The following is a 25,707-nucleotide window of genomic DNA, read 5'->3' as shown; positions in this document are numbered from 1 at the left end:
CCCCCCTCCGGTCTGCCGGCGTTCGGCATTGCAATCGATTCACTGGATCGATTGCTCGGCTTTGCCGACCATGCCTCACCCCCCACAAGGAGGGAGATCGGCAAGCCGATGCCGCTCGCTTCATATTTGGCGTATTGCCGAGGCGTTGCCTCTCTCCGTCCGGTCTCATGCTTTGACGCGTCCACCACTTGTCTCTGGTTTCGAGAAAACGAGCGGGTGCGCCCAGCCGATCTCCCCCCTTGAGGGGGAGATGGTCGGCAGACCAGAGGGGGGTATCCACGCTGTGCACGCAGAGGCAGGTGTCCACACCAGGAAGATCAGCAATGCTTCAACAACGCCCCTCACCGAAACACGGGCGAGGAGCACCACCCCATGCTGACCCCCGCCACCGAATCCCAAGCCGCCGACATCATCCGCGAGTTCGCCTCCCGTGGCCAACAGCTGAAAATTTCCGGTGGCAACACGCGTGGCGAGATTGGCAACCCGGTCGACGCCTCGGAAACGCTGAGCTCCACCGGCCTCTCCGGCATCACTTCCTATAACCCGGCGGAAATGGTCATGACCGCCTGGGCGGGCACGCCGGTCGCCGTTGTCGACGCGGCGCTGGCGGAAACCGGCCAGATGATGGCCTTCGAGCCGATCGATCATCGCCCTGTGATGGGCACCGAGGGCGAGCCGACCATCGGCGGCGTCTTCGCGACCAATGCCTCCGGACCGCGCCGCTTCACCTCAGGTGCCGCGCGCGACCATCTGCTCGGCCTGCGCTTCGTCAACGGCCGTGGCGAGATCGTCAAGGCGGGCGGGCGGGTGATGAAGAATGTCACCGGCCTTGACCTGGTGAAGGTGCTGGCTGGGTCCCACGGCACGCTCGCATTCCTCACCGAAATCACCTTCAAGGTGCTGCCGCGACCGAAGACGGCCGCCACCATCGTCCTCTCGGGTCTTGATGATGCCGAGGCTGCCGCAGCAATGGCCGCGGCCATGGCCCTGCCGGTCGAGGTGTCGGGCGCTGCCCATCTGCCGGAATCCGTGCGTGGCCGCTTCCTTGAAGGCCATCTGCCGGATGGACCGGCGACGGTGCTGCGGCTTGAAGGGCTGGAGGCCTCGGTTCGCGTGCGTGCCGAAAAGCTGGCCGCGGCCATGCGCGACAGAGGCCCCGTCGCGCATCTCGATGCCGACGAGACGACCACCCTCTGGCGGGAGATCAGGGATGTCAAACCCTATGCCGATGGCACGGTGCGACCGCTTTGGCGCGTTTCGGTCGCGCCGAGCGAGGGGCACAAGCTGGTGGCGGCGCTCCGGCTGGAAGCGGGCATCGACGCCTTCTACGACTGGCAGGGCGGCCTCGTCTGGATGCGCATGGAGGCCGATGCGGAGGATGTAACGCTGCGCCGCTACATCAAGGCAACAGGCGGCGGCCACGCGACACTGGTCCGCGCCCCCGAAAGCCTACGCCGCGCTGTGCCGGCCTTCGAACCTCTGGCACCGGCCGTCGCCCTGCTGCAGCAGGCGGTGAAGGCCAAATTCGATCCGAACGGCGTCTTCAACCCCGGCCGGATGGTAATTTCCAATGCGCAGTGATTACAGGGCTTGGCTTCAGAATGCCGATTATCAGGAAAACACCATAACGGCGCAGCTTCATCGTGTTGCCAAAGTAGAGCAAAGCTATGGCGCGATCGATGAGATCGTTGCCAATGGCGGCTATGAAGCTCTGATTTCGGAACTGACCTATTCGACGGCCGATGAGCGGCTTGATAAACCGAACCCATCGAAACTCATTTTTGACGGCAATATCCGCAACAACCTGCAATCCTATAAAAACGCCGTCGTGCGTTATGTCGGATTTCTACAGGCGAGCCAGGACGGCCCCTTCGCGGGGACGATCGAGGATCACCGCATCGCGCCCATGCTGCCGGAACAGGAACCGGGCGATAAACAACGCCTGTCGCTTGAGCGCGATATGCAAGCGGCACTGCGACAGAACATTGCGCTGCTGGAGCCGGGCCTGACCATCGTGGATGATGGCTTGGAGCGCGGCGTCTTGTCCGGCTTCATAGATATTCTGTGCCGCGATGCCGCCGGCAATCTTGTGGTGGTGGAGTTGAAGGCTGGAAAGACGGACGCTCGCGTTGTCGGCCAGACGCTTGGCTACATGGGCGACCTGATGGACGAAGAGCCGGGTGCCCGGCTGCGCGGCATTATCGTGGCACACGAATTCGACCGGCGCACCCGCTCGGCAGCGAAGGCAGTGCCGGGCCTGTCCTTGTTTAGCTACTCCATCACCTTTCGTTTCCAGGAAGAGGCCTGAACCCGGATGCAAACCAATTTCACCCTGGAACAACTGGCCGATCCCCACGTCGCCGAGGCGGAGCAGATCCTGCGCAAATGCGTGCATTGCGGCTTCTGCACTGCGACCTGTCCGACCTATGTCACCCTTGGCAACGAGCTCGATAGCCCCAGGGGCCGGATCTATCTGATCAAGGACATGCTGGAAAATGGACGCCCGGCGGACAAGCAGATCGTCACCCATATCGATCGTTGCCTGTCCTGCCTCGCCTGCACGACCACCTGCCCCTCCGGCGTCGACTACATGCATCTGGTCGACCACGCCCGCATCCATATCGAGAAGACCTACAAGCGGCCGTTCATGAACCGGCTGACGCGGCAAATCCTGGCCATGGTGCTGCCATATCCTGAGCGGTTCCGGCTGGCGCTGTCGCTCGCCCGGCTTGGCAAACCGCTGAGCGGCCTGATGAAGCGCGTTCCGGCCTTGAAGCCGTTCGGCGCCATGCTGGATCTTGCACCCGCTGCCACGCCGGCGCCGTCGAAATTCAGTGCGCCGGGCAAGCACGAACCGCAATCCGCGCGGCGCGGGCGTGTCGCGATCCTGACCGGCTGTGCCCAACCGGTGCTCGATCCCGGCATCAATGCCGCCACCATCCGCCTGCTGACGCGGCTCGGCGTCGAGGTCTCGGTGCCGCAGGGCGAAGGCTGCTGCGGCGCGCTGGTGCATCACATGGGCCGGGAAGAGCAGGCGCTGGCCTCCGCCCGCCGCAATGTCGATGTCTGGACGCGGGAGATCGAGGCCGGCGGCCTCGATGCGATCATCATCACCGCCTCCGGCTGCGGCACGACCATCAAGGATTACGGCCATATGCTGCGGCTCGACCCCGCCTACACAGAAAAGGCCGCCCGTGTCTCGACCTTGGCAAAAGACGTGACGGAATATCTCGCCACGCTTGATCTGCCGGCGCAGGAGCGCAAGAACCTCACGGTGACCTACCATTCCGCCTGTTCCATGCAGCATGGCCAGAAGATCACGATGCAGCCGAAGCTGCTGCTGAAGAATGCCGGCTTCACCGTGCGCGATCCGGCGGAAGGTCATCTCTGCTGCGGATCGGCGGGCACCTACAACATCATGCAGCCGGAGATTTCGGCTAGGCTCAAGGCCCGCAAGGTGAAGAATCTCGAAGCGACACGGCCTGATGTGATCGCTACCGGCAATATCGGCTGCATGACGCAGATCGGCTCCGGCATAGCGGTGCCGATCCTGCACACGATCGAACTGCTCGACTGGGCCTATGGCGGCGAACGCCCGGCGAAATTAGCGAAGATCTAATATTAGTGAGGCATGATGTTTCTCGCGCGATTGGCGCGCGAGGAGACGCCCCATGGCATGCAGAGCGATAATGCTGGCTTTTACAGTCGCGATCTCATGCGGTTTTCAGGCCTCTGCCGCCGTGCTTCACTGCGCGGCCGACGATGCGTCCCTTCGGATGGTCATCGAAGGCGCCCGTGGCACATCATCAGGCGAAAAGCTCACCCGGCTCCGCGGCGTGATGGCGGTGAAGGAAGAGAACGGCCCGGAACTCCTGAAGAAAGTCACCTTTTCCTCCGGCATGTTGCGGGAGGCCCGGTTCGGGGACGCGCGCCTGCAGATGGCGATCGGCAGCCACAGCCGAACCTGGCGCGGGATCGAACGCTTCGATCTGGTGCTGGAAGCCGATGTGCCCGATGCCAATGCAGCGAGCTTCAAGGGACGTTACGCCCTTTCGGCCGAATGGGGGCAGGGCGCCAAGGATCCCGAGCGTAAATCGGCTGAATATGCCGGCACCGTGAGTTGCGCATACAGATAAGGCGCCCGAGTGGCCCCGCGCGCCTTTCGATACTCTGGAAAACTATTGCCGGGACCGCCCTGAGGCTCCCGGGCAAAATCTTAGAACTTCAACGTCACGCCGACATTGATGGCATTGGTCAAGACGTTGGTCTTCAGCTTGTCGCCGCGGTCGATATCGACATCAACCCAGGAATAGTTGCCCTTGTATTCGGCGAACATCGACCAGCGGTCGGTGATCTTGACGTCCACGCCGGCCTGGGCCTGCAGCGTCGCGCCGCCAACCTGGTATTCGAAGGTCTTGAACGCGCCGCGGGTCACTTCGACATGCGGAATGTTCAAGCCGACACCGGCGCCCACATAGGGGGTGAAGCGGGTGTTTTCGATCGGGAAGCGATAGAGACCATTCAGGGTCAGCAGGTTCAGGCCGTCAGAAAACTCGAAATGCGACCAGCCGGTCTTTCTCAGCGTATCCGTGTCGGCATAGACCTTGGCATGGGAGAAATCGATCGAGACGCCGAGATTGGGCTTGCCGAAATTCTCCAGCCACCAGACGCCACGAACGCCATAGTAAGGCGGTGCGGAGAACGACTTGCCGTCCCAGCCTGCGGTGAACGAGGTCGGCGCGGTCGGACCCGTGACATCCACGGTCGAATGCGGCGCCGTCTGGTAGCCGCCATAGACCGAGATGTTGAAGTCTTCCGCATTGGCGCTGGACGCGGCCATGAATGCTGCGCCCGACAAGAGACAGGCGGAAAGTTGGGAAATCAGTTTGCTGTTCATGAAAAGTCCCGGTCTCTGCGATCCAGCGGAAATGCGAATGATTCCCGTGCGTGGTTTTTGTGTTGATTCGATGCAGGACTATCTAAGCCCATCATGGCCGTTTGTCCTTACCGAAAGTCAAAATTTATGGCCGGATACTGCCACGACACCGGCTGTTCCACGAGGTATCTGTCTTAAAAAAACAGGCCAGTGTCAAAAATGCATCAAGCGGCATCCGTCATTGCGGTATCGCGGGAATGCGCGCCCGTTACGCGCGCGCATTCGAGACGTGAGACTTTGGGCAATCCGCGCGGTCAGCCGCCGAAGATCGTGCGCAGGTAGTCGATCCCGCGATCTTCGAAACTCACTTCGCCCTGGCGATTGCCGGGGCCAACGACGATCACCTTCGTGCCGACGTCCGCGCGCTGATAGAGGTGCTCGACATCCTTGTTCATCATGCGGATGCAGCCGGAGGACATGTTGAGGCCGATCGTCCAGGGCTGGTTGGTGCCGTGAATGCGGAAGATCGTGTCACGGCCGCCCTTGTAGAGATACATGGCGCGCGCGCCGAGCGGGTTGTCGATGCCGCCGGGCTGCACGACCGGCAGGATGTGGCCCTTGCGGGCTTCGCGTGCGCGCATCTCAGCCGGCGGGCGCCATTCCGGCCATTCCGCCTTGCGGCCGATCTTGACGACGCCCGACCAGCCGAAGCCGTCGCGGCCGACGCCCACGCCGTAGCGGGTCGCACGATCCTTGCCCTCGACATAGTAGAGGAACTTGTTGTTGGTATCGATGATGATGGTGCCGGGAGCCTCGTTGGTGATCAGCCGTACCACACGGCGCTTGAACTTCTCGTCGGGCTCCTTCCGCTGCACGACGAGCGATACGTCGGATGAGCGCTGGTTGCCCAGTTCGGCCGCACCGTTGAAGGCGGAAGCACTCACGGGATGCAGCAGGCTGGTGGCTCCCAGGACGACGGCGACCGCCGCGTTCAGGTATTTACGCATGTGGAAAGGTCCCTCTCAAATATTGCCCGAGAAAATTCTAGCCAAGTTTGGGGGTGTTTCAAGCGGCAAGCCCGACGCTCCTGCAAAGTTGAAGAGACTTCGCCGGTTGGGCCTGCCGTATCATGTCACGGGATGATCAGATCACGATCACCTTGGTGCCGACGCCAACCCGCTCGTAGAGGTCGGTCACATCCTCGTTGCGCATGCGGATGCAGCCGGACGAGACGCCGTTGCCAATGGTCCAGGGCGCGTTGGTGCCGTGGATGCGATAGAGCGTGGAGCCGAGATACATGGCGCGCGCGCCGAGCGGATTTTCCGGGCCGCCATCCATGCGAGCGGGCAGGTAATGCCCCTTGGCGGCCTCGCGGGCGATCATCTCCTGCGGCGGAGTCCAGTCAGGCCATTCCGCCTTGCGGGTGATCTTGTGCGTGCCGGCCCATTCGAAGCCCGGCTTGCCGACGCCCACGCCATAGCGGCGCGCGGTACCATTGGCCTGGACCAGATAGAGGAAGCGATTGTTGGTATCGATGACGATCGTGCCCGGCTTTTCCTTGGTCTCGTAGTTGACCACCTGCGGCAGGTACATCGGGTCGATCTGGGTCTTCATGGGCGCGGCGCGCGGAACCGAGGCGCGCTGTACCTGGGCGGGCATGTCGCCACCCAGCAAGGTCCGGCGGCGCTGGGCGCCGGCTTGCACGGGAAGCCCGCGGTAATACGGCTGGGCCTGCTGGCGCGGCGCCGGCATCTGGCGTGTGGGATAGGTCACGACGCGGCGGCCCGACCCTTGCAACTGAATCACCCAAGGCGCGCTGAGGCTGGGGCTGACCATCACGGGCGGCCTGTTCTGGTAGCGATCATTGGCGAGGGCGGATTGGTCGAATGCCAGCAACAGACCGGCGGCGAACAGCAGGGATTTTTTCAACATCGGACGAACTCGTTACATCTTGACCGAGGGAAGGGGTGAGGCCCCGATTGGCGCAATCGTGGCACCACGGCGGCGGAAAATTGGTAAATGCCCGTTCATTAAAAGGCCCGCTGACCCATAAACCTTTTGTCAGGGTTAGCGCCGGGTTTGGAAGACTGGTGAACAAATGGTAAACGCCGGTTTGGTGTATAGGAGAATCACGCCACATGGAAAAAACCGGCCTGATCACGGGGGATGACGGACTGCAGCGCTGCGCCTGGCATGGCGGGCTGGAGGACTACCGGCGCTATCATGACGAGGAATGGGGCCGGCTTGTCACCGATGATATCAGGCTGTTCGAGAAGATCTGCCTGGAAGGGTTCCAATCGGGCCTGTCCTGGCTCACCATCCTGCGCAAGCGCGAGAATTTTCGCGCGGCCTTTGCCGGCTTCGATTTTGCCCGCGTCGCGCTGTTTGACGATGACGACATTGCTCGCTGTCTGGCCGATGCCGGCATCATCCGCCATCGCGGCAAGATCGTCTCGACCATCAACAACGCCCGCCGCGCTGTTGACCTCAAGGCGGAGTTCGGCTCGCTCGCCCGCTATTTCTGGAGCTTCGAACCGCCAGCCTCCGAGCGTCCGGCTACCATGGACTATGCCACGCTGAGGGCCAATCCCACCTCGCCGACCTCAGTGCGGCTCTCCAAGGACTTGAAGAAACGCGGCTGGACCTTCGTCGGCCCCACGACAGTCTATGCCTTCATGCAGGCCATGGGCCTGGTCAACGACCATATCGAGGGATGCATGTGCCGGGCCGAGGTGGAACGGTTGAGGGCAGGGTTTGTCAGGCCTTCTTGAAGACGAATTCTAGCGCATGTCTCCCAAAAGTGCGCAGCGGTTTTGGGACAAAGATATGCGAAAACAAAAGTCTACAGCAGGGCGCTTGAATCCAAGTCAACGCGACCTGCTGTAGCGGCAAAACCACGGTGAGCGACAGAGGACATAGTGTGCACCCAGCAACAAAGGCCCTCATCTTTTTTATGACGAACTGCACCTATGCCATACTGATGATGGCGAATGGCTGTGGCTATTTTTTCAGCCAAGGTGAGAACTATGCTGACGGACAGGAATGCGCCTCCTATCTTGAGCTCACTTTTGGAATTACGTATTTTTCGCAATCAAGTCCTTTGATTATATTGGACGAATTGCTTCTGCTGGTCATCATCAACACCGTTGTAGCCCTCGCTTTTCCGGCTCGGGGTCCTAAAGTTGTTACAGTGTCGGTGAGTATCGCAGCAATATTTCTTGGGATCGCAATGCCCTTTCCCGTCGCCAGGCTTTTGTCGCCGTGATCATGGGCCACGATGATTTCGTGCATCCCTCGAACGCGTCAATGACCATCTCGAGGGATGCATGTGCCGGGGCGAGGTGGAGGGGCTGAGGGCTGGGTTTGTCAGGCCGACGTAACGCCAACGCAAGTCATCCGTCGCAAAGGCGAAAGAGTGCAGTGCGCCGTGGTACTCTTAAGGCTTTAATGCCGAATCCCAATGCTCGTCAGCCTTGCCGTCCTTGAAACGCCAACTGTCAAACCATGTGGTGGTGTAGGTCTTGGAGGGATCTTTTGGATCTGTCACCTCACGCGGGAAGGCTACTGTGACAATGTCACCCTCGGCGACCACCGAGACAATCTCGGTTTTCATCTTTTCAGGGATGGGTGAGGGCTTAACCTTCAACACCTTGGTGAAATAATCCACCACGCCTTGGCGGCCAGAAGCGGCATTGGGATTATGCTGGATATACCGTTCCGTGAGATATTTGTCTGCCTGATCCCACTGATTGGCCTCCAGCAACACGGTGATGATTTTATAGGTCACCTGCTTGTTGTGGTGTAGCACCGGATCTGTGCTGGTAAACAACTGGTCCGGGTTTTCCACCCCGACTACTTTTTCTTGCGCAAATGCCGCGCCCGCAAGAACCAAAGAAGCCACCATGGCGATGAGCGTTGATTTCATTCTGCCTTCCCATCATGTCCGTTATTGCCCAAGCAGAATAGAACAACGCAAGACTGCAGCAAGAAGGCAGTTTTTGAGCCGATAGGCAGGAAAAACAAACCAAGTGAGCGGTCCAGTCCCTTTCCTCCAGTTCAGCCAATTCCATTGTGGCGCACGGATTCGACTAGGAGGTCGCTGGGTCCCTCAATCAATGCTCATCGCCAGCACCCGGCTGATTTCCGTGAGCGAGCGCCCCGATTGTGCCCGCCAAGCATTGAATGCCGCCTGCACCGCGGCCTTGTCGTTGGCGGATGTGGGGGCCTTTGCCACCACGCCCTCGGCGATCAGCCGGTTCACCACGCTGCCCGAGAGGATGAAGCTTTCGAGGCCGGCAAAACGCAGGAAATACTGACCGGTATTACCGCCGAGCCGCGAGCCCTTCTTCTGCAGGAGGTCGAGCAGGCCGATGTAATTCTCCACAGGCCAGCCCGCAAAGAAGGCGCCGGCACTGCCGTGTTCCTCGATAATGCTGGAGAGGAAGGCCGCGTTTTCCTGGACGGCCCGGATTTTCGGCCCATGGCGGACAATGCGGGTGTCGGAGACCAGCCGCTCGAAATCCTCGTCATGCAGCATGGCGCAGCGGCTGATATCGAACCCGTCGAAGGCGGCCTCGAACCCCGGCCACATCGCCTCCACGACCTTCCAGTTGAAGCCGGACTGGAAGATGCATTTGGTCATCAGCGACAGGAACCGGTCGTCAGGCGTCGCGGCGATCTCGTCGCGAGGCTTGGGAAACTGCAGTTCCGCCTCCAGCGCGTCGTGCCCCTTGCGCGCCACGGCGAGCTCAAAGATCTCATCGAACGTGCGCATGTCGTCCCTATTGCTCCAGCGTCTCGATCAGCGGAAGCAGGCCACCGAGATCCGCGATCTCGCGAAAACGCGGCACCTCGACCGGCTTTTCCACATGCTCGAAGATCCAGGTGAGTTCATGCGGCACGAAGACACCCCAGGCGCCGACGGCCAGCGCCGGCACGATGTCGGATTTCAGCGAATTGCCGATCATCATCGCCCGCTCCGGCCCCTCGGCATGCTTGCCGAAGATGCGGCGATAGGTGGTGGCGCTCTTGTCGGACACGATCTCGACCGCATCGAAATAATCGCCAAGGCCTGATTGGGCGAGCTTGCGCTCCTGGTCGAAAAGATCGCCCTTGGTGATCAGCACAAGGAAATAATGTCCCGCCAGCGCCTCCAGCGTCTGTCGCGCATGCGGCAGGCATTCCACGGGATGGCTGAGGAGATCGCGGCCGATGGCGAGGATTTCGCCAATGACCTTGCTCGGCACCCGCCCCTCGGTGATCTCCAGCGCCGTCTCGATCATCGACAAGGTGAAGCCTTTGATGCCGAAGCCGTAATGCGCGAGGTTCCGTTTTTCCGCCTCCAGCAGCCGTTTGGAGATATCGGCGCCTTCGGCATAGTCCGCCAGCAGGCTGCGAAAATGCTCTTCCGTCAGCCGGTAGAACTGCTCGTTTTGCCAAAGCGTGTCGTCGGCATCGAAGCCGATGATCGAAAGGGGCGATTGGGTCATGCGCATGCCGTCCGTCTGTTGGATGCGGCGGAGTTTAGCGCCGGCCTGTGGCGATGCAAGGGCGGTTCAACCGAGATGGACGACCTGCACCAGCGCCAGGCTGATGAGACAGAGCATGGCGAGCGACAGAACGGCCGATGCGATCACCCGACCGCCGGCACGCGCCGCCTGGCGGATATCGACAGAGAGGCCCAGTGCCGCCATGGCAATAATGGTCAGCCAGTGCGATGCGGCGGCAATCGGCTCCAATGCAGCACCGGGAATGAGATTGGCCGAGCGCAGAGCCATCATCAGCGCGAAACCGACAATGAACCACGGCACCAACTGGTGCAGAGATATCTTGCGGCAGCCGGCACCCTTGGCCAGACCGAGCGAAAAGATCACCGGCCCCAGCATCATCACCCGGACCAGTTTGACCAGCGTGCCGGTCTGCATGCTGACGAGGCCGGCCGGCGCCGTGGCCGCCAGCACCTGCGGCACGGCATAGACGGTCAAGCCGGCAAACGCGCCATATTGCAGGGCGCTCAACCCCAGCAGTTCCGGCAGCAGCGGCATCAGCAGCACCGCGCCGACGCCGAGAATGGCGGTAAAGGCGATCGAGGAGGCAATCTCGTCGGCATTCGCGCCGATGACTGGCGCCGTTGCAGCGATCGCGGAGTTGCCGCAGATCGAATTGCCGCAGGCAACCAGGGTCGCAAGCCGGGCGGACAGGCCGAGCGCCCTGCAGATGAGATAGCTGAAGCCAAGCGAGGTCGCGACGATGGCGGCGATGCCGATCACCAGGGTGGCGCCAGCCTCGCGGATGGCCGCAACGCTGATCGATGCGCCAAGAAGCACGACTGCGACTTCCAGCAGCGTGCGGGCGGAAAAATCGATGCCGGGAAGGAGTGCTGGCCCCAGCCGGACGCTGGAGCGGATGCCTGCACCGATGATGATGGCCAACACGAGGCTGCCAAGCCAGCCGCCGCCCAAAAACGCCTGTTCCACCTGTTCGACCGCCACGGCCAGCAGCGTGACGCCAAAGCTGAGGCCAAGGCCGGGCAGCAGGCGCAACAGGCGTGACGAGGTTGGGGTGGCGGGCATGTCAGGGCATCCAAATTATTTGATGCCTCAAAAATCGCACGGGCGAATATCGTCTTCCATCGCATAATAAAGTATGTTTCGTTCGCCAAATCCGAACGAAATGCGAAAGCCATTCCTTGACCTTCGAGCAATTGCAGATTTTTGTTGCCGTGGCGGAGCGCGAGCACCTGACCCGTGCCGCCGACGCCATCGCGCTCACGCCGTCCGCCGTCAGTGCGGCGATCCGAAATCTCGAAGCTTTCTACCAGGTGGAACTCTTCCACCGCATCGGCCGCCGGATCGAGTTGACGCCGGAGGGCCGCGCCTTCCTGCCGGAGGCTAAGGCCGTGCTGGCGCGCGTTCGCGCAGCGGAACTGATGCTGGCGGAAATGGGTGGGCTCACGCGCGGTGCGCTCTCCGTCCATGCCAGCCAGACTGTTGCCTCCTATTGGCTGCCCCCTGTGCTGATGGCCTTCCATGCGCAATATCCGGGCATCGACCTGAAGCTCACCATCGGCAACACCACCACGGTGGCCAAGGCGGTTATGGAGGGGCTGGCCGATATCGGGTTTATCGAGGGGCCAATCGATGAGCCGGCCCTGTCGGTTTCGGAAATCGCCCGGGATGCCATCGTCGTGGTTGTCTCGCCGGATCACTCCTGGGCGGCAGGAAAACCGGTGCCGCCGGCCGACCTTGTGACGGCCACGGGCTGGATCATGCGGGAAGCAGGCTCTGGCACCCGCGCCGCGTTCGAGGCAGCGCTGGTCACGCATAGTATCGATCCGCAGGCCCTGAAAATCGTGCTGGAACTGCCATCCAACGAAGCGGTGCTGTCGGCGGTGCGCGCCGGCGGCTGCGCAGCGGCTGTTTCGGAAAGTGCTGCGGAAACCCTGTTGCACGAGGGGCAGCTGGTGCGCGCCAACATAGCCCTGCCATCGCGGCCGTTTTCCGTGCTGCGCCACAAGGAGCGCCATCCGAGCAAGGCTGCGATCGCCATGGAGCGGCTGGCGCGCGAGAAATCCACGCCATCGCAACCATCATAAGGGTGTGACGCAGGCGGCATCGCGATGACACGATGCCGCCCCGATAGTCGCCTCAATGGCGCTCAGGTATTGAACTCACTGGCCGTTTTTCTCAAGCCAGGCCTTCATCATGGCGATCTCGGCTTCCTGCGCCTTGATCACCTCTTCGGCCAGCTTCCGGATTTCAGGGTTCTTGCCGTATTGCAACTGGATGCGGGCCATGTCGATCGCCCCCTGGTGGTGCGGGATCATGCCACGCACGAAATCGACATCGGAATTGCCGCTAAGCTCGATATCCATATCCCTATGCATCTTGGCATTGGCCTCGGCAAAGGCCTTGCTGGAAGGCTCCTGGTCCCCCTTGGGTTCAGCGGCGGTCATGCCGCCATGATTGCCATGGCCTTGATGATCCTGAGCAATTGCCGTGGTGGCCAGCAGAAGTGCGGATACGGTGAAGATCGTCTTGATCATTGTCTTGTTTCCCTTTGGTCTGATTGTTCAGAACAACGTGATGCCTTCAGGCCGGTGGCCTGTGCGGGTTGAATGAAGTGGAATCGTTGCGAGGATCAGACGCGGGGAGGGGGATCAAGCGGCGGCGCGGCGCGCGAGGTCAAAGTCGCCATAAGTCGAGGCGTAAGCGTAGAACGGGCCGGTGGTCCGGACTCCGCGATCAGAATATCGGCAGGCAGCGTCAGGCAGGCGGCACAATGGCCTGAAGCCATGGTCTTGCCGGGATGCGGGCAATCGCCGTCGGGTGCCGGTTCATGATGCATCTGCGGGGCGGAAGCCGCATGTGCTTCGTGGCCATCATGTCCGGTATCGGCCTGTGTCGCGGCGGCCTGGGCTGGCCCGGTGGCCGCCATGGGACCGGCCATCCCGGTGAATGGCATCGCGCCATAGGCCAGGGCGGCAAGGACAAGCATCAGGCGGATCACTGAGCGCATGGCTCCAAAGTAGTCAGAATTTTGGCGCAAGCAAGGCTTGGCCTATGCCGCAATGACCTGGTGGATGATCTGATAGTCGCGGCTTTCCTCGCCGAGCGGCGCGACGGGCCATTGCCAGCTTGAGGATGCCTGCGGCGGTGTTACGTCATGCATGAGGTCCACGGTCTCATGAACGTGGCCCGTTCGATCCACCACCGAGAAGGCGATATCGGTGACCAGGCAGGCCTTGGCGGGCAGGTTTGCCAAGCCGTCCAGATGGGCCTGCATCAGCCGGGGCAGGGCATCATCGGGCATGGCGCCCTGCGGCATCTCATCGATCCGCCGCTTTGCCCCCCGCCCGATCTGCGACAGGAGATTGGCCGAGATGACGAGATCGAGATAGGGCACCTGGCGCAGGAAGCCGAGCGGATCGGGATCGCGGCCTTCCGCGATGTCGCTGAGCCCCGAAAGATCCCGCTCGATCAGCCTGACATTGCGCAGGCCCTTTATTGCAAGCCATGTCCGCACACTGGCCAGATGCACCAGATCGACCAGAACGACCGTATCGAATTGCAGTGTCAGCTCCAGGATTGGCACGTCGCGCAGCAGGCCCGAGCCCAGCACCACGGCGGTGCGTTTTTGCTGGAGACCCGCCATCGCCGCAAGCATCGCCCGCCGGCTCATCTCTTCATGCTCCCGCCAGGCGGCGGCGCATCGCCCGGCGCGGGACCAGAGATTGACGGAATAGCGGATATGCGGCCGGTTCGCCGCTGACGTCAGTGGCCATGTGGCGGCATAGTTCAGGGCTTCAAGGATCATGGATTACCGGTAAACCGTGATGCGATGGCCGATCTAAATGACCAGCACGACAAGTTTCTGGTCCTGGATATCACAGATGATCCTGTAGTCGCCCACCTGGTAACGCCAGAGATGGTTGAATTCCTGTCCCCGCAGAGGGCGACCGTGTTGGCGTGCGTAATCGAGGGGCTTGATGCGCGTGTGAAGGAAATTCCGGATGCGCCGCGACTCTGTATCGCCAAGCTTTTTAAGCTGTTTTATAGCCTTGTCGTCGAACTCAATCGTCCAGGCCAAGTTCGCGCTCCATCTCCTCCCAGGTATAGGTCCGGCTTTCGCCGCGCGCGCGTGCTTCAAGCACCTCCTGAGCTCGTCTCAGAAAATAGGCGTCTTCCAATCGTTCTTCGATGATATCAAGCATATAGGCATTGGGATCCGTCCCGGATTCCTCGGCATATTGCAGCACCAGGCGATGCATTTCTTCCGGCATCTCGAGCGTGACGCGCTTGTTCATCGGTGTGGCCCCTGGTTGTGGCGCGGAATATACCATCTCGCCTCCCTGTTTTCCAGAGACGGTGCCTTGCGTCTTCGCCTTCGCCCTTGCCGCCAAAACCTTGATCCTCTAAGACACCGGCACTTGAAATTGACAAGAAATCCGGTGCCGATCATGAGCGAGAAGTCCAAGAAGCCGCAGAAACTCAGAGCCCGCCTGCCGCGCGGCTTCGGTGATCGCACGGCCGCCGATATCCACGCCACCAATGAGATGGTCGAGAAGATCCGCGCGGTCTATGAGCGCTATGGTTTCGACCCGATCGAGACGCCGCTGTTCGAATATACCGATGCACTCGGCAAGTTCCTGCCGGATAGCGACCGGCCGAACGAGGGCGTGTTCTCGCTGCAGGATGACGACGACCAGTGGATGAGCCTGCGCTACGACCTGACAGCGCCGCTCGCTCGTCACGTCGCGGAAAATTTCAACGAGATCCAGCTGCCCTACCGCACCTATCGCGCCGGCTATGTCTTCCGCAACGAGAAGCCGGGTCCCGGCCGCTTCCGCCAGTTCATGCAGTTCGACGCGGACTCGGTCGGCGCCCCCGGCGTGCAGGCCGATGCCGAGATGTGCATGATGATGGCCGACGTGCTGGAAGCCCTGGGCATAAAGCGCGGCGATTATGTGATCCGGGTGAATAATCGCAAGGTTCTGGATGGCGTGATGGAAGCCATCGGGCTTGGCGGCGAGGAGAATGCCGGGCGGCGGCTCAATGTGCTGCGGGCTATCGACAAGCTCGATAAGTTTGGTCCGGAAGGGGTCAAGCTTTTGCTCGGTGCGGGTCGCAAAGACGAGTCGGGTGACTTTACGAAAGGGGCAGGGCTCACTGCCGAGCAGATTGAAGCGATTGATGCATTTTTGAATGCTGATCGAGCATCTTCGCAAAGAGTCGGGGCCGAGGTTCAGCTGGCACATGTTGAAGGTAGAGAGATATCGGACGCGCAGTGGATCAAGCATAAAGTAGAAACGTACCTATACTTTATGAATTTCCATTATCCTGAGATGGAAGGGATTAAAGAGCTTGAAACGATCTGGGGGCTCGTTGTTGCCGCCGGATATGACGATGGACGCATTTTTATCGACCCCTCCGTCGTCCGAGGCCTCGAATACTACACCGGCCCGGTCTACGAAGCCGAACTCACCTTCGACGTCACCAATGAAAAGGGCGAAAAGGTCGTGTTCGGTTCGGTCGGCGGCGGCGGGCGGTATGATGGCCTCGTCTCGCGCTTCATGGGCCAGCCGGTGCCGGCCACGGGCTTCTCCATCGGCGTCTCCCGCCTGATGACGGCGCTGAAGAACCTCGGCAAGCTCGGTGCCGACGAGATGCTGGCACCCGTTCTCGTCACCGTCATGGATGGCGATGTCGAAGCCATGGGCCGCTACCAGCGCTTCACCCAGGATCTGCGCAATGCCGGCATCCGCGCGGAGATGTACCAGGGCAACTGGAAGAAGTTCGGCAACCAGCTGAAATATGCCGACCGCCGCGGCTCGCCCATCGCCATCATCCAGGGCGGCGACGAGCGCGCTCAAGGCGTGGTGCAGATCAAGGACCTGATCGAGGGCAAGCGCCTCGCCGGCGAGATCACGGATAATACCGAATGGCGCGAAGCCCGTGTGGCGCAGGATGTCGTGGCCGAGGGCGAATTGGTCGCCAAGGTCAAGGAAATCCTGGCCGCCCAGGCGGAAGACCGTCGCCGGGCGCGGGGAGACTGATCGGTGGCATATGATCTTTATCAGATCGGTAATCCGAATGACAACGTCTGAGGTAAGATTGCCCCTCACCCTAACCCTCTCCCCGCAAGCGGGGAGAGGGGACGTGGAATCCGCAACGCCTGCTGCTGGTCACGGGCGGGCGGCATATCCCTTCTCCCCGCTTGCGGGGAGAAGGTGCCGGCAGGCGGATGAGGGGCGATCGCGCACAATCCCAGGACCCACCCCATGCCGCTGATCAACATGCCCGATTTTGCCGGCGATGTGCTGGAGGAGTTTGCGGCGCGCAAGACCACCCGCGTCGATACGCCGGTCATCCAGCCGGCCGAGCCGTTCCTCGACATGGCCGGCGAAGACCTGCGCCGCCGCATCTTTCTCACCGAAAGCGAGACGGGCGAGAGCCTGTGCCTGCGCCCGGAATTCACAATTCCCGTCTGCATCAGGCATATCGAGACGACGACCGGAACGCCTAAGCGCTATGCCTATCTCGGCGAGGTCTTCCGGCAACGCCGCGAGGGCGCCAACGAGTTTTACCAGGCTGGCATCGAGGATCTCGGTGATACCGGCATTGCCGGGGCCGACGCGCGTGCCATCGGTGATGCCCATGGCGTGCTGACGCGCCTGTTGCCCGGCCGCATGTTGACCGTCACGCTTGGCGACCAGGGCGTGTTCGAGGCCGTTGTGAAGGCGCTTGGCCTGCCGGCGGGCTGGCAGAAGCGGCTGATCCAGGCCTTCGGCAACAGCGAGCAGATCGAGCACCTGCTGAAACGCTTGGCGAGCCCCAATCCTGTACCGGGCCTCGATCCCGAGATCGTCGATCTCGTCTCCCATGGCACCGAGGTGGCGCTGATTGCCCGCATCGACGCCATCATGGAAGCGACTGGCTATTCCACCAATGCCAGCCGCTCGCCGGTGGAGATCGCCACCCGGCTGAAGGAAAAGCTGACACTGGCCGAGACGCGGCTCGATGGCGCGGCACTGCTGCTGCTACGCGAGTTCCTGTCGCTGGAACTGCCGCTGTCGGAGGCATCTGCTGCGCTGGCGGGCTTCGCCGATGCGGCGGGCCTCAAGCTCGGCGCGGCCGTGTCGCGGTTTGACGAGCGGGTTGCGGCCCTTGCCAATATCGGGCTCGATCTGGACCGCATCACCTATCGCGCCGCCTTCGGCCGTCCACTCGATTATTACACCGGGCTCGTCTTCGAGATCTCGGAAGTAGGGCCACGCTCGGTGCTAGCAGGCGGTGGGCGCTTTGACCGGCTGCTGACGCTGCTCGGCGCCGAAAGCCATATCCCGGCGGTCGGCTTCTCGCTGTGGCTGGATCGCATCGAGGCGGCGCGGCAGCCATCCGGAGGGCAGGGCGCATGACCATCACCATCGGATTGCCCTCCAAGGGCCGGATGAAGGACGATTGCCAGGCCATCTTCGAAAAGGCCGGCATGAAGATCGTCGCCGTCGGCAACGACCGGTCCTATCGTGGCCGCGTCGAGGGGATGGAGGGCATTGAAATCGCTTTCTTGTCGGCCTCGGAAATCTCCCGCGAGATCGGCATCGGCAATGTCGATTTCGGTGTCACGGGCGAAGACCTGATCCGTGAGGGGCTTGCGGAGGCTGACAAGCGGGTGGAGATCTGCGCGCGGCTCGGCTTCGGCCATGCGGATGTCGTCGTCGCCGTGCCGGAAATCTGGCTCGATGTCGATAGCATGGAAGACCTCGGCGACGTCGCTGCCGATTTCCGCGCCCGCCATGGCCGGCGCCTCGCCATCGCCACCAAATACTGGCGGCTGACCCAGCAGTTCTTCTCGCGCCAACACGGCATCCAGCTTTATCGCATCGTCGAAAGCCTGGGCGCCACGGAAGGCGCGCCGGCCGCTGGCCAGGCGGATATCATCGTCGATATCACCTCCACCGGTTCCACGCTCAGGGCAAACCACCTGAAGATCCTGTCCGATGGCGTGATCCTGCGCTCCGAAGCCTGCCTCGTGCGGGCCCGCAAGCCGGAGCATGAAGGCAATCCGCTGGTCGAGAAGATTATTGAAGCCATCCGCTCGGCCTTGTGACCGATATGAGCGGGGCCGATGCGATCCGGGGGCTGTACGAGCGGCATGCCACGGCCTTTGACCGCATCCGCGGTCGGCAATTGTTCGAAAAAACATGGCTTGACCGGTTCACGGCAGGACTGCCACGGGACGGGACCGTGCTCGATCTTGGTTGCGGCGCTGGCGAGCCTATGGCCGCCTACCTGATAGACGGTCGTTATCGGCTGACCGGGATCGACAGTGCCCCCAGCTTGACCGCCTTGTGCCGGGATCGCTTTCCTGGCTATGACTGGCGCGTCGGCGACATGCGGGAAGTGGCTTTTGGCCGACGCTTTCACGGCATCTTGGCCTGGCACAGCTTTTTCCATCTGACGCCTGAAGACCAGCGGGATATGTTTCCACGCTTTGCAGCTCACGCAGCCAAGGATGCCATGTTGATGTTCACCTCAGGCCCGACCGCCGGCGTGGTGGTGGGAGAATTCGAGTTCGAGCCGCTTTATCACGCCAGTCTCGATCCGCAGGAATACCAAGACCTTTTGGCAGCCAGCGGTTTCGACCTGGTGGACCATCTGGCCGACGATCCGGATTGCGGCGGGGCAACGGTCTGGCTCGCGCGCCGTCGCTGATATCGCTGATCTCAAACGGAAAACCCGCCGCGCCCGATTTAAGGTGCGGCGGGTTTTCTTTACCCCGATGGGGCAGGGACGGGTCTTGGATTAGGCTGCTGCATAGGCGCCGCGGCGGGCGTCCAGGGAGTAGGCGCCGGGGCCAAAGGTGGCGAGCAGGATATAGGCGCCGGCCAGCGTGATGTTCTTCATCATCATGATCTGGTTCAGGACGGTCAGCCAGCCATTGGCAGCAGCCGGGAAGTCCGGAACATTGATGGCCGAGCCGTGGAACACGATGCCGGTGAAGACACAGAATACGGCAAGCAGCCAGCCGGCGATCTTGGTCTGGAAGCCGACGAGGACGGCAAGGCCGGTGACGAGTTCAAACAGGCCAGCCGCATAGGCCAGCAGATCGGCCGCCGGCAAGCCGGCGCCGGCGATCATGCCGGCCGTGCCAGCCGGATTTACCAGCTTGTCAAAGCCGGACATGATGAACATGAAGGAGAGAAGAATGCGGGCCACCAGAATAATGGCATTGTTGGTCGAGGACATCGAAGGCTCCTGAATGGGGTGGGGATCGTTTGCGATCCTGTGTGGAAATCTCCCCGCCTAGATGCCTCTTTTCTGTCGTTCTGAATAGATAGACGATCTTTTACAAATCGTTCGAAAAATGAAGACAGTGGGAAAGTCGCATGCGATGCGCTCACCTGCTGCTGAGGATTTACGGGGAAGACCGCTGGCGCGCCGTGTCAGTTCTGCGCGCCGAGATGGGAGCCGGTGGCCAACTGGAAGCGTGGAAACACGAATATACCGACCATGCTGCCCGAATGGCGCTGCTCAAGTCCGTTGGACTCGCCAATGCAGAATACCGGCTGGCGTTGCGCAGTCCGGCTGACGATCGTGGTGGAAAAGCAGAAGGAGCAGGACGAGGTGGCCGCTTGCTCGAACAGCTCAAGGATCTGGGCGCGATCATGCGGGTCGTAGCAGCGCATCATGCTGAGCAGGCCGCATTCGCTGTTATCAAGTCCATGCAGCGCGGCGGCCCGCTCTCCAAGGCGGATCACGCCATTGGACAGGTCACCGATCCAGTTCTCCGAAATGCAGAGCTGCGACAGCATCTGCATATCGACACCCTCGGCATCGCCTAGGTCGAGATAAAAGGGTGCGGACGCATCCGCTCTGGCGATCTTAAACAATGTGTTCCCCGAGGCCAGTAAATTTCAGCCGGAATTTCTGTTCTATCTTTATCATTGTTTGGTGATACCGCCTCGCAATTGATCAGGATCTCAGGTGTTGCCGCCCTTCGCTCTCTATCTCAATTCCGCGGCGCTACCCGCTCAGCTAGACAATACAATTGGACCAATTTCAGGCGGCCTAGGTAACTCCGCGCGCAAAGGCATGCACCAGATTTCGCGCATAGGTTACAATCTTGTTGCCCTCAATAAGGCCTGAATGTCACTTGGAAACGTGTTTTGCGTGCCGTTATGCCTCCAGTCACCCAGCAACGAAGCGACACGTGACAGGCGTTATAAATTTTTTTTCCGGTTCGGCAATGTATTTTTCTGGGACGGTTCATGTTTTCCGGGCCCTGCATCAGGGGCTGTTGGTGAGCTGATCTCATTGCAATGCAAAATGCACGGAAGTTCGTGAAAGAGAGAAACATTAATTTTGAGGGTTCAAAAAGCCGAAGTAAGAAGCCAAGTTGTTTATGTTTAAAATAATGGACTACTGATTTTAAGTTTAAAGAGATGGGAAGATAATTTTGGAAATCGCACCACGATAGTTCGGTACTTCTTCGCGACATATGTGTCGGGCTGCAGTGCATTAGACAATATGCATGAATATATAGATGTTACCGATGGTTGCGTTTCAGCGCGATAAAGTTAGGGATAGCTAATTTACAAACGCGTCGAACCACGTCATCATGATTGTGCAGTGCAGCGCGCCAGACGTGTACACCTCGGCAAAGCCGGCGCGTCTCGCGCATACGAAAAAGGGCGGCACAAGGCCGCCCTTAAACTCACTGGTCTGATGACCGGATGATTACATCATGCCGCCCATGCCACCCATGCCGCCCATGTCAGGCATAGCAGGGCCGTCCTTCTTCGGAAGTTCGGCGATCATGGCTTCGGTGGTGATCAGCAGCGACGCGACCGAGGCAGCGTTCTGCAGAGCGGTGCGAACAACCTTGACCGGGTCGACGATACCCATGGCGATCATGTCGCCAAACTCGCCGGTCTGGGCGTTGTAGCCGTAGTTGTCGTCGTTCTTGTCGAGAACCTTGCCAACGATGATCGAAGCTTCGTCACCGGCGTTGTCGGCGATCTGGCGAACCAGCGACTGCAGAGCCTTGCGAACGATGTTGATACCAGCTTCCTGGTCGTCGTTTGCGCCCTTGACGGTGATCTTGGTCGACGAACGCAGCAGGGCGATACCACCACCGGGAACGATGCCTTCCTGAACAGCAGCGCGCGTCGCGTTCAGAGCGTCGTCGATGCGGTCCTTGCGTTCCTTGACTTCGATTTCCGTCGAGCCGCCAACGCGGATCACGGCAACGCCGCCAGCGAGCTTGGCAAGACGTTCCTGCAGCTTTTCGCGGTCGTAGTCAGAGGTGGTTTCTTCGATCTGAGCCTTGATCTGGCCAACGCGACCTTCGATGTCGGACTTGGCGCCGGCACCGTCAACGATCGTGGTGTTTTCCTTGGAGATCGAAACCTTCTTGGAACGGCCGAGCATGTCGAGGGTAACATTCTCGAGCTTGATGCCGAGGTCTTCGGAGATGACGGTACCACCGGTCAGGATGGCGATGTCTTCCAGCATGGCCTTGCGGCGATCGCCGAAGCCCGGAGCCTTGACGGCAGCAATCTTCAGGCCGCCACGCAGCTTGTTGACGACGAGCGTTGCGAGAGCTTCGCCTTCGACGTCTTCAGCGATGATGACGAGCGGCTTGCCGGTCTGAACGACAGCTTCGAGAACCGGCAGCATGGCCTGGAGGTTCGAGAGCTTCTTTTCGTGCAGCAGGATGAAGGCGTCTTCGAGGTCAGCAACCATCTTTTCCGGGTTGGTGACGAAGTAGGGGCTGAGATAGCCGCGGTCGAACTGCATGCCTTCGACGACTTCGAGTTCGGTTTCGGCGGTCTTGGCTTCTTCAACCGTGATGACGCCTTCGTTGCCGACCTTCTGCATGGCTTCGGCAATGTCCTTGCCAACCTGCGTGTCGCCGTTTGCGGAGATCGTGCCGACCTGAGCAACTTCTTCCGAGGTCGAGATCTTCTTGGCCTTGGCCTGGAGGTCCTTGACGACTTCAGCGACGGCCAGATCGATACCGCGCTTCAGGTCCATCGGGTTCATGCCGGCCGCAACAGCCTTCTGGCCTTCGCGAACGATAGCCTGGGCGAGAACGGTTGCCGTGGTCGTGCCGTCACCAGCGATATCGTTGGTCTTCGAAGCAACTTCGCGGACCATCTGGGCGCCCATGTTCTCGAACTTGTCTTCCAGTTCGATTTCCTTGGCGACAGAAACGCCGTCCTTGGTGATGCGCGGAGCGCCGAAGGACTTGTCGATAACGACGTTACGACCCTTCGGGCCGAGGGTGACCTTCACTGCGTCAGCGAGGATGTCGACGCCGCGCAGCATCTTTTCGCGCGCGATACGGCCGAACTTGACTTCTTTAGCTGCCATTTTCAAAACTCCCGGGGCTTAGCCCATTGGTGAATTGTTGAGTGGGAAAGGGTGAACCGGCCAATCAGCCGATGATGCCCATGATGTCGGATTCCTTCATGATCAGGAGATCCACGCCATCGAGCTTGACTTCGGTGCCCGACCACTTGCCGAACAGAACGCGGTCGCCAACCTTGACGTCGAGGGCAACCTGCTTGCCGCTTTCGTCACGGGCGCCGGGGCCAACAGCGATAACTTCGCCTTCAGCAGGCTTTTCCTTCGCGGTGTCCGGAATGATGATGCCGCCCTTGGTCTTTTCTTCGGACTCAACGCGCTTGACTACAACGCGGTCATGAAGCGGACGGAAATTGGTGCTTGCCATTGTCTAATCCCTCGATCAAATGACATTCGCGGACCTGGAGAGGCTCCGCATGGAAACTGTTAGCACTCGCTCTTCGGGAGTGCTAGCGGCCTGGATTTAGGAGTGGTGGCCTGGGGAGTCAAGCGCGAGCCTAAAAAATATCGCCGCCTTTTGCGGCAGCGATATGACGGTTCGACCAGGGAACGTGTCAGGCGAGGGTGCCTTGCTGCTCAACTGGGTGGCTGGAACCGTTGGCAAGCTCTCAGTCGCCCATAGGTAGATAGGTCCCGAAATCGCCTTTGATGCCGCGGCTCGCCATGAATTCCGACGCGTTGAATCCGGTCTGCGCGTAGAAGGTGCTAACAGCCGTCTTAGCCTCCGCAAGCGCCTGGCGGTCGCGCCATTCGACCATCGTGACGAATTTAACCATATCTTCACTTTCGCCGGCCCGAGCCGCGACGCGATTGTAGAGGCAACCCTCAAGCGTGTCGAAATAGCCATGGATGATCGAGAGCTGGTCTTCGAAGGCCTGGGCGTGCTCGGCAGGGCAATCGAACAGGTCTACCCGGATTACGCTTTTGTCTTTGGTTTTAGCCAATGTATCGGAGGCGCTGCCGCCGAATTCTAGAACTGTCGCGCTCATGACATCTTCCTTTTTGCTGATTGCCCATGGACGCTGGCCAAGGTAGAACCTCAACAAAACTTGAGGTCAAGGAGATTTTGCGTGGCTGACGATCGCCGAAAGCTGCCGCCGTCGCTCACCGTCGGCGAAGTTGCGGAGCGCGCCGGAGTGGCGGTCTCCGCGCTGCATTTCTACGAGCGGGAAGGGCTGATCCAGAGCTGGCGCAGTTCTGGAAACCAACGGCGCTACCCGCGCGGCGTGCTGCGGCGGGTGGCGCTGATCAAGACCGCCCAGCGGCTCGGCCTGCCGCTTGGCCGCATCGCCGAGGCTCTGTCGAACCTGCCGGCGGACCGGCCGCCGACCAGCGCCGATTGGCGCCGGCTTTCCGCCTCCTGGCGCGAGGATCTCGACGCGCGCATTGCCTCGATGCAGGCGCTGCGCGACCAGCTCGACAGCTGCATCGGCTGCGGTTGCCTGTCGCTGGACAGCTGTCCCCTGCGCAATCCCGAGGATCAGCTGGGCAAATCAGGCGCCGGGGCAAGGCTTTTGCCTTGATTATGACGCGGGCTTTCTATCTGCCTATCGACCGCAGCCAGGGAGCAGCCGGTGACGCCAGCGCATGAAATCGCCCATCCACAGCCGAGCTTCGGAGAGTTCTTCTCCGCCTTTGCCCGCATCGGTGTTCTGAGCTTCGGCGGGCCGGCGGCGCAGATTTCGCTGATGCACCGCATCTGCGTCGATGAAAAGCGCTGGATCCGCGATGACCGGTTCCTGCACGCGCTGAACTATTGCATGCTGCTGCCCGGTCCCGAGGCACAGCAACTCGCCACCTATATAGGCTGGCTGATGTTTGGCGTGCGGGGCGGCATCATTGCCGGCCTGCTCTTTGTCTTGCCGGGTCTGCTAGTCATCCTTGGCCTCTCGGCTGCCTATGCCCTGTTTCAGCAGACGGATTGGCTGACCGGCCTGTTTTTCGGTTTGAAGGCCGGCGTTTTGGCCATCGTCGTGCAGGCCGTCATCAGGCTTGCCAGCCGCGCCCTCAAGACCCGCTTCCACCGCATCATCGCGCTGCTTGCCTTCGTTGCCCTCTTCTTCCTGTCGCTGCCGTTTCCCCTCGTGGTGCTCAGCGCCGGTCTTGCCGGGCTTGCCATGATCAGGCTTAAGGGCGACGCGCCCACGGCCAATGCGGACACCGATGCGCCAGCACCGAGGGTCAATCTTCTGCGCTCCGTGGCAGCACTGGTGTTTTGGATCCTGGTCTGGCAGGCCCCCTTGCTCATCCTCATGGCATTGGGCAGCCCGGAAGGCTTGGCCGCTCCCTTTGCCTTCTTCTCCAAGATGGCGCTGGTCACCTTCGGCGGCGCCTATGCGGTGCTGGCCTATGTTGCCCAGGTCGTCGTCGAGCAGTATCAATGGCTGCAGCCGGGCGAGATGCTGGACGGACTGGCGCTGGCCGAAACCACGCCCGGGCCGCTGGTGCTGGTCCTTTCCTTTGTCGGTTTCATGGCAGCCTACCGCGATGCCGGCGGGCTTGATCCGGTTGTCGCCGGTCTCCTCGGGGGATTACTGACAGCCTGGGCAACCTTCGTTCCGAGCTTCATCTGGATCTTTGCCGGTGCGCCCTATATCGAGCGGCTGCGGGGCAATCGCTGGCTCTCGGCCGCCCTCTCGGCCATCACCGCCGCCGTCGTCGGAGTCATCTTCAACCTCACGCTCTGGTTTGGCCTGCATGTGCTTTTCAAACGCGTGGAGACGGTAAGCCCGCTCCCCGGCCTTGACATCTCCTGGCCTGATTGGGCCAGCATCGACCTCCTCTCGCTCGCGATTTTCATTGTCGCCGCCGTCCTGCTGTTCCGCTTCAGGCTCGGCGTGGAGAAGCTGCTTGCGCTTTCCGCCGCAACCGGCATGATGCTGTTCATGGCGCGGCTGGTGTGAGCCGCGCGGCGCAAAATGCCGCCCTGCGATGGAAACACCTTGCCTTCGCGGTGTTCCT

General features: G+C 61.0%; 30 protein-coding genes. 13 read left to right on the top strand and 17 right to left on the bottom strand.

Translation table 11 applies throughout. The annotated features are described in order from the left end of the window. Nucleotides 1-372 precede the first annotated feature (372 nt). From glcE to B9A97_RS25555, 4 genes are all read left to right on the top strand, one after another. Nucleotides 373-1,581 carry a glycolate oxidase subunit GlcE gene (gene glcE / locus B9A97_RS25570; RefSeq protein ID WP_084368659.1) on the top strand — a complete coding sequence of 403 codons (1,209 nt, stop codon included), beginning with the start codon at nt 373-375 and terminating at the stop codon, nt 1,579-1,581. Continuing rightward, nucleotides 1,571-2,308: an endonuclease NucS domain-containing protein gene (locus B9A97_RS25565; RefSeq protein WP_084368658.1), complete on the top strand. Its 738-nt coding sequence runs from the start codon at nt 1,571-1,573 to the stop codon at nt 2,306-2,308. Before glcE ends, B9A97_RS25565 begins: the two co-directional genes overlap by 11 nt. Nucleotides 2,309-2,314: 6 nt before the next feature. Next, the gene (gene glcF, locus B9A97_RS25560; RefSeq protein ID WP_084368657.1) at nt 2,315-3,619 is read left to right on the top strand and encodes a glycolate oxidase subunit GlcF; all 1,305 of its coding nucleotides are present in this window, start codon (nt 2,315-2,317) and stop codon (nt 3,617-3,619) included. A gap of 70 nt (nt 3,620-3,689) precedes the next feature. Next, nucleotides 3,690-4,136, top strand: coding sequence for a hypothetical protein (locus B9A97_RS25555; RefSeq protein ID WP_084368656.1), 447 nt, complete (start codon nt 3,690-3,692; stop codon nt 4,134-4,136). A gap of 80 nt (nt 4,137-4,216) precedes the next feature. Here B9A97_RS25555 and B9A97_RS25550 read toward each other — a convergent pair whose 3' ends face one another. From B9A97_RS25550 to B9A97_RS25540, 3 genes are all read right to left on the bottom strand, one after another. After that, the gene (locus tag B9A97_RS25550) at nt 4,217-4,897 is read right to left on the bottom strand and encodes an outer membrane beta-barrel protein (RefSeq protein WP_084368655.1); all 681 of its coding nucleotides are present in this window, start codon (nt 4,895-4,897) and stop codon (nt 4,217-4,219) included. Between the two features lie 293 nt (nt 4,898-5,190). Further along, a complete protein-coding gene (locus B9A97_RS25545) occupies nt 5,191-5,883 on the bottom strand; it encodes a L,D-transpeptidase (RefSeq protein ID WP_084368654.1) in 693 nt (230 codons plus the stop codon). 136 nt (nt 5,884-6,019) lie between these two features. Continuing rightward, on the bottom strand, nt 6,020-6,808 hold the full coding sequence (locus B9A97_RS25540; protein WP_084368653.1) for a L,D-transpeptidase: 789 nt from the start codon (nt 6,806-6,808) through the stop codon (nt 6,020-6,022). 206 nt (nt 6,809-7,014) lie between these two features. On the opposite strand from B9A97_RS25540, the gene B9A97_RS25535 reads away from it, so the two are divergent. Together B9A97_RS25535 and B9A97_RS25530 are read left to right on the top strand one after the other, a co-directional pair. Then, nucleotides 7,015-7,647: a DNA-3-methyladenine glycosylase I gene (locus tag B9A97_RS25535; RefSeq protein ID WP_084368652.1), complete on the top strand. Its 633-nt coding sequence runs from the start codon at nt 7,015-7,017 to the stop codon at nt 7,645-7,647. A 149-nt stretch (nt 7,648-7,796) separates the two neighbouring features. After that, the gene (locus tag B9A97_RS25530) at nt 7,797-8,141 is read left to right on the top strand and encodes a hypothetical protein (RefSeq protein ID WP_084368651.1); all 345 of its coding nucleotides are present in this window, start codon (nt 7,797-7,799) and stop codon (nt 8,139-8,141) included. A 171-nt stretch (nt 8,142-8,312) separates the two neighbouring features. On the opposite strand, the gene B9A97_RS25525 is transcribed toward B9A97_RS25530, so the two are convergent. The 4 genes from B9A97_RS25525 to B9A97_RS25510 all read right to left on the bottom strand — a co-directional run bounded on the left by B9A97_RS25525 (nt 8,313) and on the right by B9A97_RS25510 (nt 11,448). Continuing rightward, nucleotides 8,313-8,801, bottom strand: a complete 489-nt coding sequence (locus B9A97_RS25525; RefSeq protein WP_084368650.1) for a nuclear transport factor 2 family protein — start codon at nt 8,799-8,801, stop codon at nt 8,313-8,315. A gap of 183 nt (nt 8,802-8,984) precedes the next feature. Continuing rightward, nucleotides 8,985-9,650, bottom strand: coding sequence for a DNA-3-methyladenine glycosylase I (locus B9A97_RS25520; protein ID WP_084368649.1), 666 nt, complete (start codon nt 9,648-9,650; stop codon nt 8,985-8,987). Between the two features lie 7 nt (nt 9,651-9,657). Continuing rightward, nucleotides 9,658-10,365: an HAD family hydrolase gene (locus tag B9A97_RS25515; RefSeq protein ID WP_084368681.1), complete on the bottom strand. Its 708-nt coding sequence runs from the start codon at nt 10,363-10,365 to the stop codon at nt 9,658-9,660. 66 nt (nt 10,366-10,431) lie between these two features. After that, nucleotides 10,432-11,448: a YeiH family protein gene (locus B9A97_RS25510; RefSeq protein WP_084368648.1), complete on the bottom strand. Its 1,017-nt coding sequence runs from the start codon at nt 11,446-11,448 to the stop codon at nt 10,432-10,434. 116 nt (nt 11,449-11,564) lie between these two features. Between B9A97_RS25510 and B9A97_RS25505 the strand changes: the two genes are divergently transcribed. Beyond that, entirely contained in the window at nt 11,565-12,470 is a 906-nt protein-coding gene (locus tag B9A97_RS25505; protein ID WP_084368647.1) for a LysR family transcriptional regulator, read from the top strand. 75 nt (nt 12,471-12,545) lie between these two features. Here the strand turns inward: B9A97_RS25505 and B9A97_RS25500 are convergent, their stop codons facing one another. The 5 genes from B9A97_RS25500 to B9A97_RS25480 all read right to left on the bottom strand — a co-directional run bounded on the left by B9A97_RS25500 (nt 12,546) and on the right by B9A97_RS25480 (nt 14,681). After that, nucleotides 12,546-12,920 carry a CopM family metallochaperone gene (locus tag B9A97_RS25500; protein WP_084368646.1) on the bottom strand — a complete coding sequence of 125 codons (375 nt, stop codon included), beginning with the start codon at nt 12,918-12,920 and terminating at the stop codon, nt 12,546-12,548. Between the two features lie 95 nt (nt 12,921-13,015). Further along, on the bottom strand, nt 13,016-13,393 hold the full coding sequence (locus B9A97_RS25495) for a hypothetical protein (RefSeq protein ID WP_084368645.1): 378 nt from the start codon (nt 13,391-13,393) through the stop codon (nt 13,016-13,018). 42 nt (nt 13,394-13,435) lie between these two features. Then, nucleotides 13,436-14,191 (bottom strand): hypothetical protein, encoded by a 756-nt coding sequence (locus tag B9A97_RS25490; protein ID WP_084368644.1) that lies wholly within the window; start codon nt 14,189-14,191, stop codon nt 13,436-13,438. Nucleotides 14,192-14,224: 33 nt separating this feature from the next. After that, nucleotides 14,225-14,464 (bottom strand): type II toxin-antitoxin system RelE family toxin, encoded by a 240-nt coding sequence (locus B9A97_RS25485; RefSeq protein ID WP_084368643.1) that lies wholly within the window; start codon nt 14,462-14,464, stop codon nt 14,225-14,227. Beyond that, on the bottom strand, nt 14,448-14,681 hold the full coding sequence (locus B9A97_RS25480; protein WP_143530714.1) for a type II toxin-antitoxin system RelB family antitoxin: 234 nt from the start codon (nt 14,679-14,681) through the stop codon (nt 14,448-14,450). Before B9A97_RS25480 ends, B9A97_RS25485 begins: the two co-directional genes overlap by 17 nt. 153 nt (nt 14,682-14,834) lie before the next feature. Between B9A97_RS25480 and hisS the strand changes: the two genes are divergently transcribed. The 4 genes from hisS to B9A97_RS25455 all read left to right on the top strand — a co-directional run bounded on the left by hisS (nt 14,835) and on the right by B9A97_RS25455 (nt 19,089). Continuing rightward, nucleotides 14,835-16,430 carry a histidine--tRNA ligase gene (gene hisS / locus B9A97_RS25475; RefSeq protein WP_084368641.1) on the top strand — a complete coding sequence of 532 codons (1,596 nt, stop codon included), beginning with the start codon at nt 14,835-14,837 and terminating at the stop codon, nt 16,428-16,430. 225 nt (nt 16,431-16,655) lie between these two features. After that, entirely contained in the window at nt 16,656-17,792 is a 1,137-nt protein-coding gene (locus B9A97_RS25465) for an ATP phosphoribosyltransferase regulatory subunit (RefSeq protein WP_084368640.1), read from the top strand. After that, nucleotides 17,789-18,484 carry an ATP phosphoribosyltransferase gene (gene hisG / locus B9A97_RS25460; RefSeq protein ID WP_084368639.1) on the top strand — a complete coding sequence of 232 codons (696 nt, stop codon included), beginning with the start codon at nt 17,789-17,791 and terminating at the stop codon, nt 18,482-18,484. Before B9A97_RS25465 ends, hisG begins: the two co-directional genes overlap by 4 nt. A gap of 5 nt (nt 18,485-18,489) precedes the next feature. After that, complete coding sequence (locus B9A97_RS25455) at nt 18,490-19,089, top strand: class I SAM-dependent methyltransferase (protein WP_084368638.1); 600 nt, start codon at nt 18,490-18,492, stop codon at nt 19,087-19,089. A gap of 90 nt (nt 19,090-19,179) precedes the next feature. On the opposite strand, the gene B9A97_RS25450 is transcribed toward B9A97_RS25455, so the two are convergent. From B9A97_RS25450 to B9A97_RS25430, 5 genes are all read right to left on the bottom strand, one after another. Continuing rightward, a complete protein-coding gene (locus tag B9A97_RS25450) occupies nt 19,180-19,623 on the bottom strand; it encodes a DoxX family protein (RefSeq protein ID WP_084368637.1) in 444 nt (147 codons plus the stop codon). A gap of 197 nt (nt 19,624-19,820) precedes the next feature. Further along, nucleotides 19,821-20,267: a hypothetical protein gene (locus tag B9A97_RS25445; RefSeq protein WP_084368636.1), complete on the bottom strand. Its 447-nt coding sequence runs from the start codon at nt 20,265-20,267 to the stop codon at nt 19,821-19,823. Between the two features lie 847 nt (nt 20,268-21,114). Then, nucleotides 21,115-22,752, bottom strand: coding sequence for a chaperonin GroEL (groL, locus tag B9A97_RS25440; protein ID WP_084368635.1), 1,638 nt, complete (start codon nt 22,750-22,752; stop codon nt 21,115-21,117). A gap of 64 nt (nt 22,753-22,816) precedes the next feature. Further along, nucleotides 22,817-23,113, bottom strand: a complete 297-nt coding sequence (gene groES / locus B9A97_RS25435) for a co-chaperone GroES (protein ID WP_084368634.1) — start codon at nt 23,111-23,113, stop codon at nt 22,817-22,819. A gap of 241 nt (nt 23,114-23,354) precedes the next feature. Beyond that, complete coding sequence (locus tag B9A97_RS25430) at nt 23,355-23,735, bottom strand: antibiotic biosynthesis monooxygenase (RefSeq protein ID WP_084368633.1); 381 nt, start codon at nt 23,733-23,735, stop codon at nt 23,355-23,357. Nucleotides 23,736-23,816: 81 nt separating this feature from the next. Here B9A97_RS25430 and soxR point away from each other — a divergent pair, with 81 nt between their 5' ends. Continuing rightward, nucleotides 23,817-24,269, top strand: a complete 453-nt coding sequence (gene soxR, locus B9A97_RS25425) for a redox-sensitive transcriptional activator SoxR (protein WP_179145398.1) — start codon at nt 23,817-23,819, stop codon at nt 24,267-24,269. A gap of 51 nt (nt 24,270-24,320) precedes the next feature. Further along, nucleotides 24,321-25,649 carry a chromate efflux transporter gene (gene chrA, locus B9A97_RS25420; protein WP_244564358.1) on the top strand — a complete coding sequence of 443 codons (1,329 nt, stop codon included), beginning with the start codon at nt 24,321-24,323 and terminating at the stop codon, nt 25,647-25,649. Nucleotides 25,650-25,707: the final 58 nt, after the last annotated feature.

The sequence above is a fragment of the Rhizobium sp. RU36D genome (assembly GCF_900176345.1).
In the GTDB taxonomy this organism is placed as follows: Bacteria; Pseudomonadota; Alphaproteobacteria; order Rhizobiales; family Rhizobiaceae; genus Allorhizobium.
This window is presented reverse-complemented; position numbering and strand designations above follow the sequence as displayed.

Excerpts from the sequence above, each read along its gene's own strand:
- B9A97_RS25540 (WP_084368653.1), bottom strand. The coding sequence starts at position 6,808 with ATGTTGAAAAAATCCCTGCTGTTCGCCGCCGGTCTGTTGCTGGCATTC.
- B9A97_RS25550 (WP_084368655.1), bottom strand. The coding sequence starts at position 4,897 with ATGAACAGCAAACTGATTTCCCAACTTTCCGCCTGTCTCTTGTCGGGC.
- B9A97_RS25430 (WP_084368633.1), bottom strand. The coding sequence starts at position 23,735 with ATGAGCGCGACAGTTCTAGAATTCGGCGGCAGCGCCTCCGATACATTG.
- hisS (WP_084368641.1), top strand. The coding sequence starts at position 14,835 with ATGAGCGAGAAGTCCAAGAAGCCGCAGAAACTCAGAGCCCGCCTGCCG.
- glcE (WP_084368659.1), top strand. The coding sequence starts at position 373 with ATGCTGACCCCCGCCACCGAATCCCAAGCCGCCGACATCATCCGCGAG.
- B9A97_RS25465 (WP_084368640.1), top strand. The coding sequence starts at position 16,656 with ATGCCGCTGATCAACATGCCCGATTTTGCCGGCGATGTGCTGGAGGAG.
- B9A97_RS25535 (WP_084368652.1), top strand. The coding sequence starts at position 7,015 with ATGGAAAAAACCGGCCTGATCACGGGGGATGACGGACTGCAGCGCTGC.
- groES (WP_084368634.1), bottom strand. The coding sequence starts at position 23,113 with ATGGCAAGCACCAATTTCCGTCCGCTTCATGACCGCGTTGTAGTCAAG.
- B9A97_RS25565 (WP_084368658.1), top strand. The coding sequence starts at position 1,571 with ATGCGCAGTGATTACAGGGCTTGGCTTCAGAATGCCGATTATCAGGAA.
- B9A97_RS25490 (WP_084368644.1), bottom strand. The coding sequence starts at position 14,191 with ATGATCCTTGAAGCCCTGAACTATGCCGCCACATGGCCACTGACGTCA.
- B9A97_RS25455 (WP_084368638.1), top strand. The coding sequence starts at position 18,490 with ATGAGCGGGGCCGATGCGATCCGGGGGCTGTACGAGCGGCATGCCACG.
- B9A97_RS25515 (WP_084368681.1), bottom strand. The coding sequence starts at position 10,365 with ATGACCCAATCGCCCCTTTCGATCATCGGCTTCGATGCCGACGACACG.
- B9A97_RS25500 (WP_084368646.1), bottom strand. The coding sequence starts at position 12,920 with ATGATCAAGACGATCTTCACCGTATCCGCACTTCTGCTGGCCACCACG.
- glcF (WP_084368657.1), top strand. The coding sequence starts at position 2,315 with ATGCAAACCAATTTCACCCTGGAACAACTGGCCGATCCCCACGTCGCC.
- B9A97_RS25545 (WP_084368654.1), bottom strand. The coding sequence starts at position 5,883 with ATGCGTAAATACCTGAACGCGGCGGTCGCCGTCGTCCTGGGAGCCACC.
- B9A97_RS25510 (WP_084368648.1), bottom strand. The coding sequence starts at position 11,448 with ATGCCCGCCACCCCAACCTCGTCACGCCTGTTGCGCCTGCTGCCCGGC.
- B9A97_RS25480 (WP_143530714.1), bottom strand. The coding sequence starts at position 14,681 with ATGAACAAGCGCGTCACGCTCGAGATGCCGGAAGAAATGCATCGCCTG.
- groL (WP_084368635.1), bottom strand. The coding sequence starts at position 22,752 with ATGGCAGCTAAAGAAGTCAAGTTCGGCCGTATCGCGCGCGAAAAGATG.
- B9A97_RS25495 (WP_084368645.1), bottom strand. The coding sequence starts at position 13,393 with ATGCGCTCAGTGATCCGCCTGATGCTTGTCCTTGCCGCCCTGGCCTAT.
- B9A97_RS25525 (WP_084368650.1), bottom strand. The coding sequence starts at position 8,801 with ATGAAATCAACGCTCATCGCCATGGTGGCTTCTTTGGTTCTTGCGGGC.
- B9A97_RS25520 (WP_084368649.1), bottom strand. The coding sequence starts at position 9,650 with ATGCGCACGTTCGATGAGATCTTTGAGCTCGCCGTGGCGCGCAAGGGG.
- B9A97_RS25555 (WP_084368656.1), top strand. The coding sequence starts at position 3,690 with ATGCTGGCTTTTACAGTCGCGATCTCATGCGGTTTTCAGGCCTCTGCC.
- hisG (WP_084368639.1), top strand. The coding sequence starts at position 17,789 with ATGACCATCACCATCGGATTGCCCTCCAAGGGCCGGATGAAGGACGAT.
- B9A97_RS25450 (WP_084368637.1), bottom strand. The coding sequence starts at position 19,623 with ATGTCCTCGACCAACAATGCCATTATTCTGGTGGCCCGCATTCTTCTC.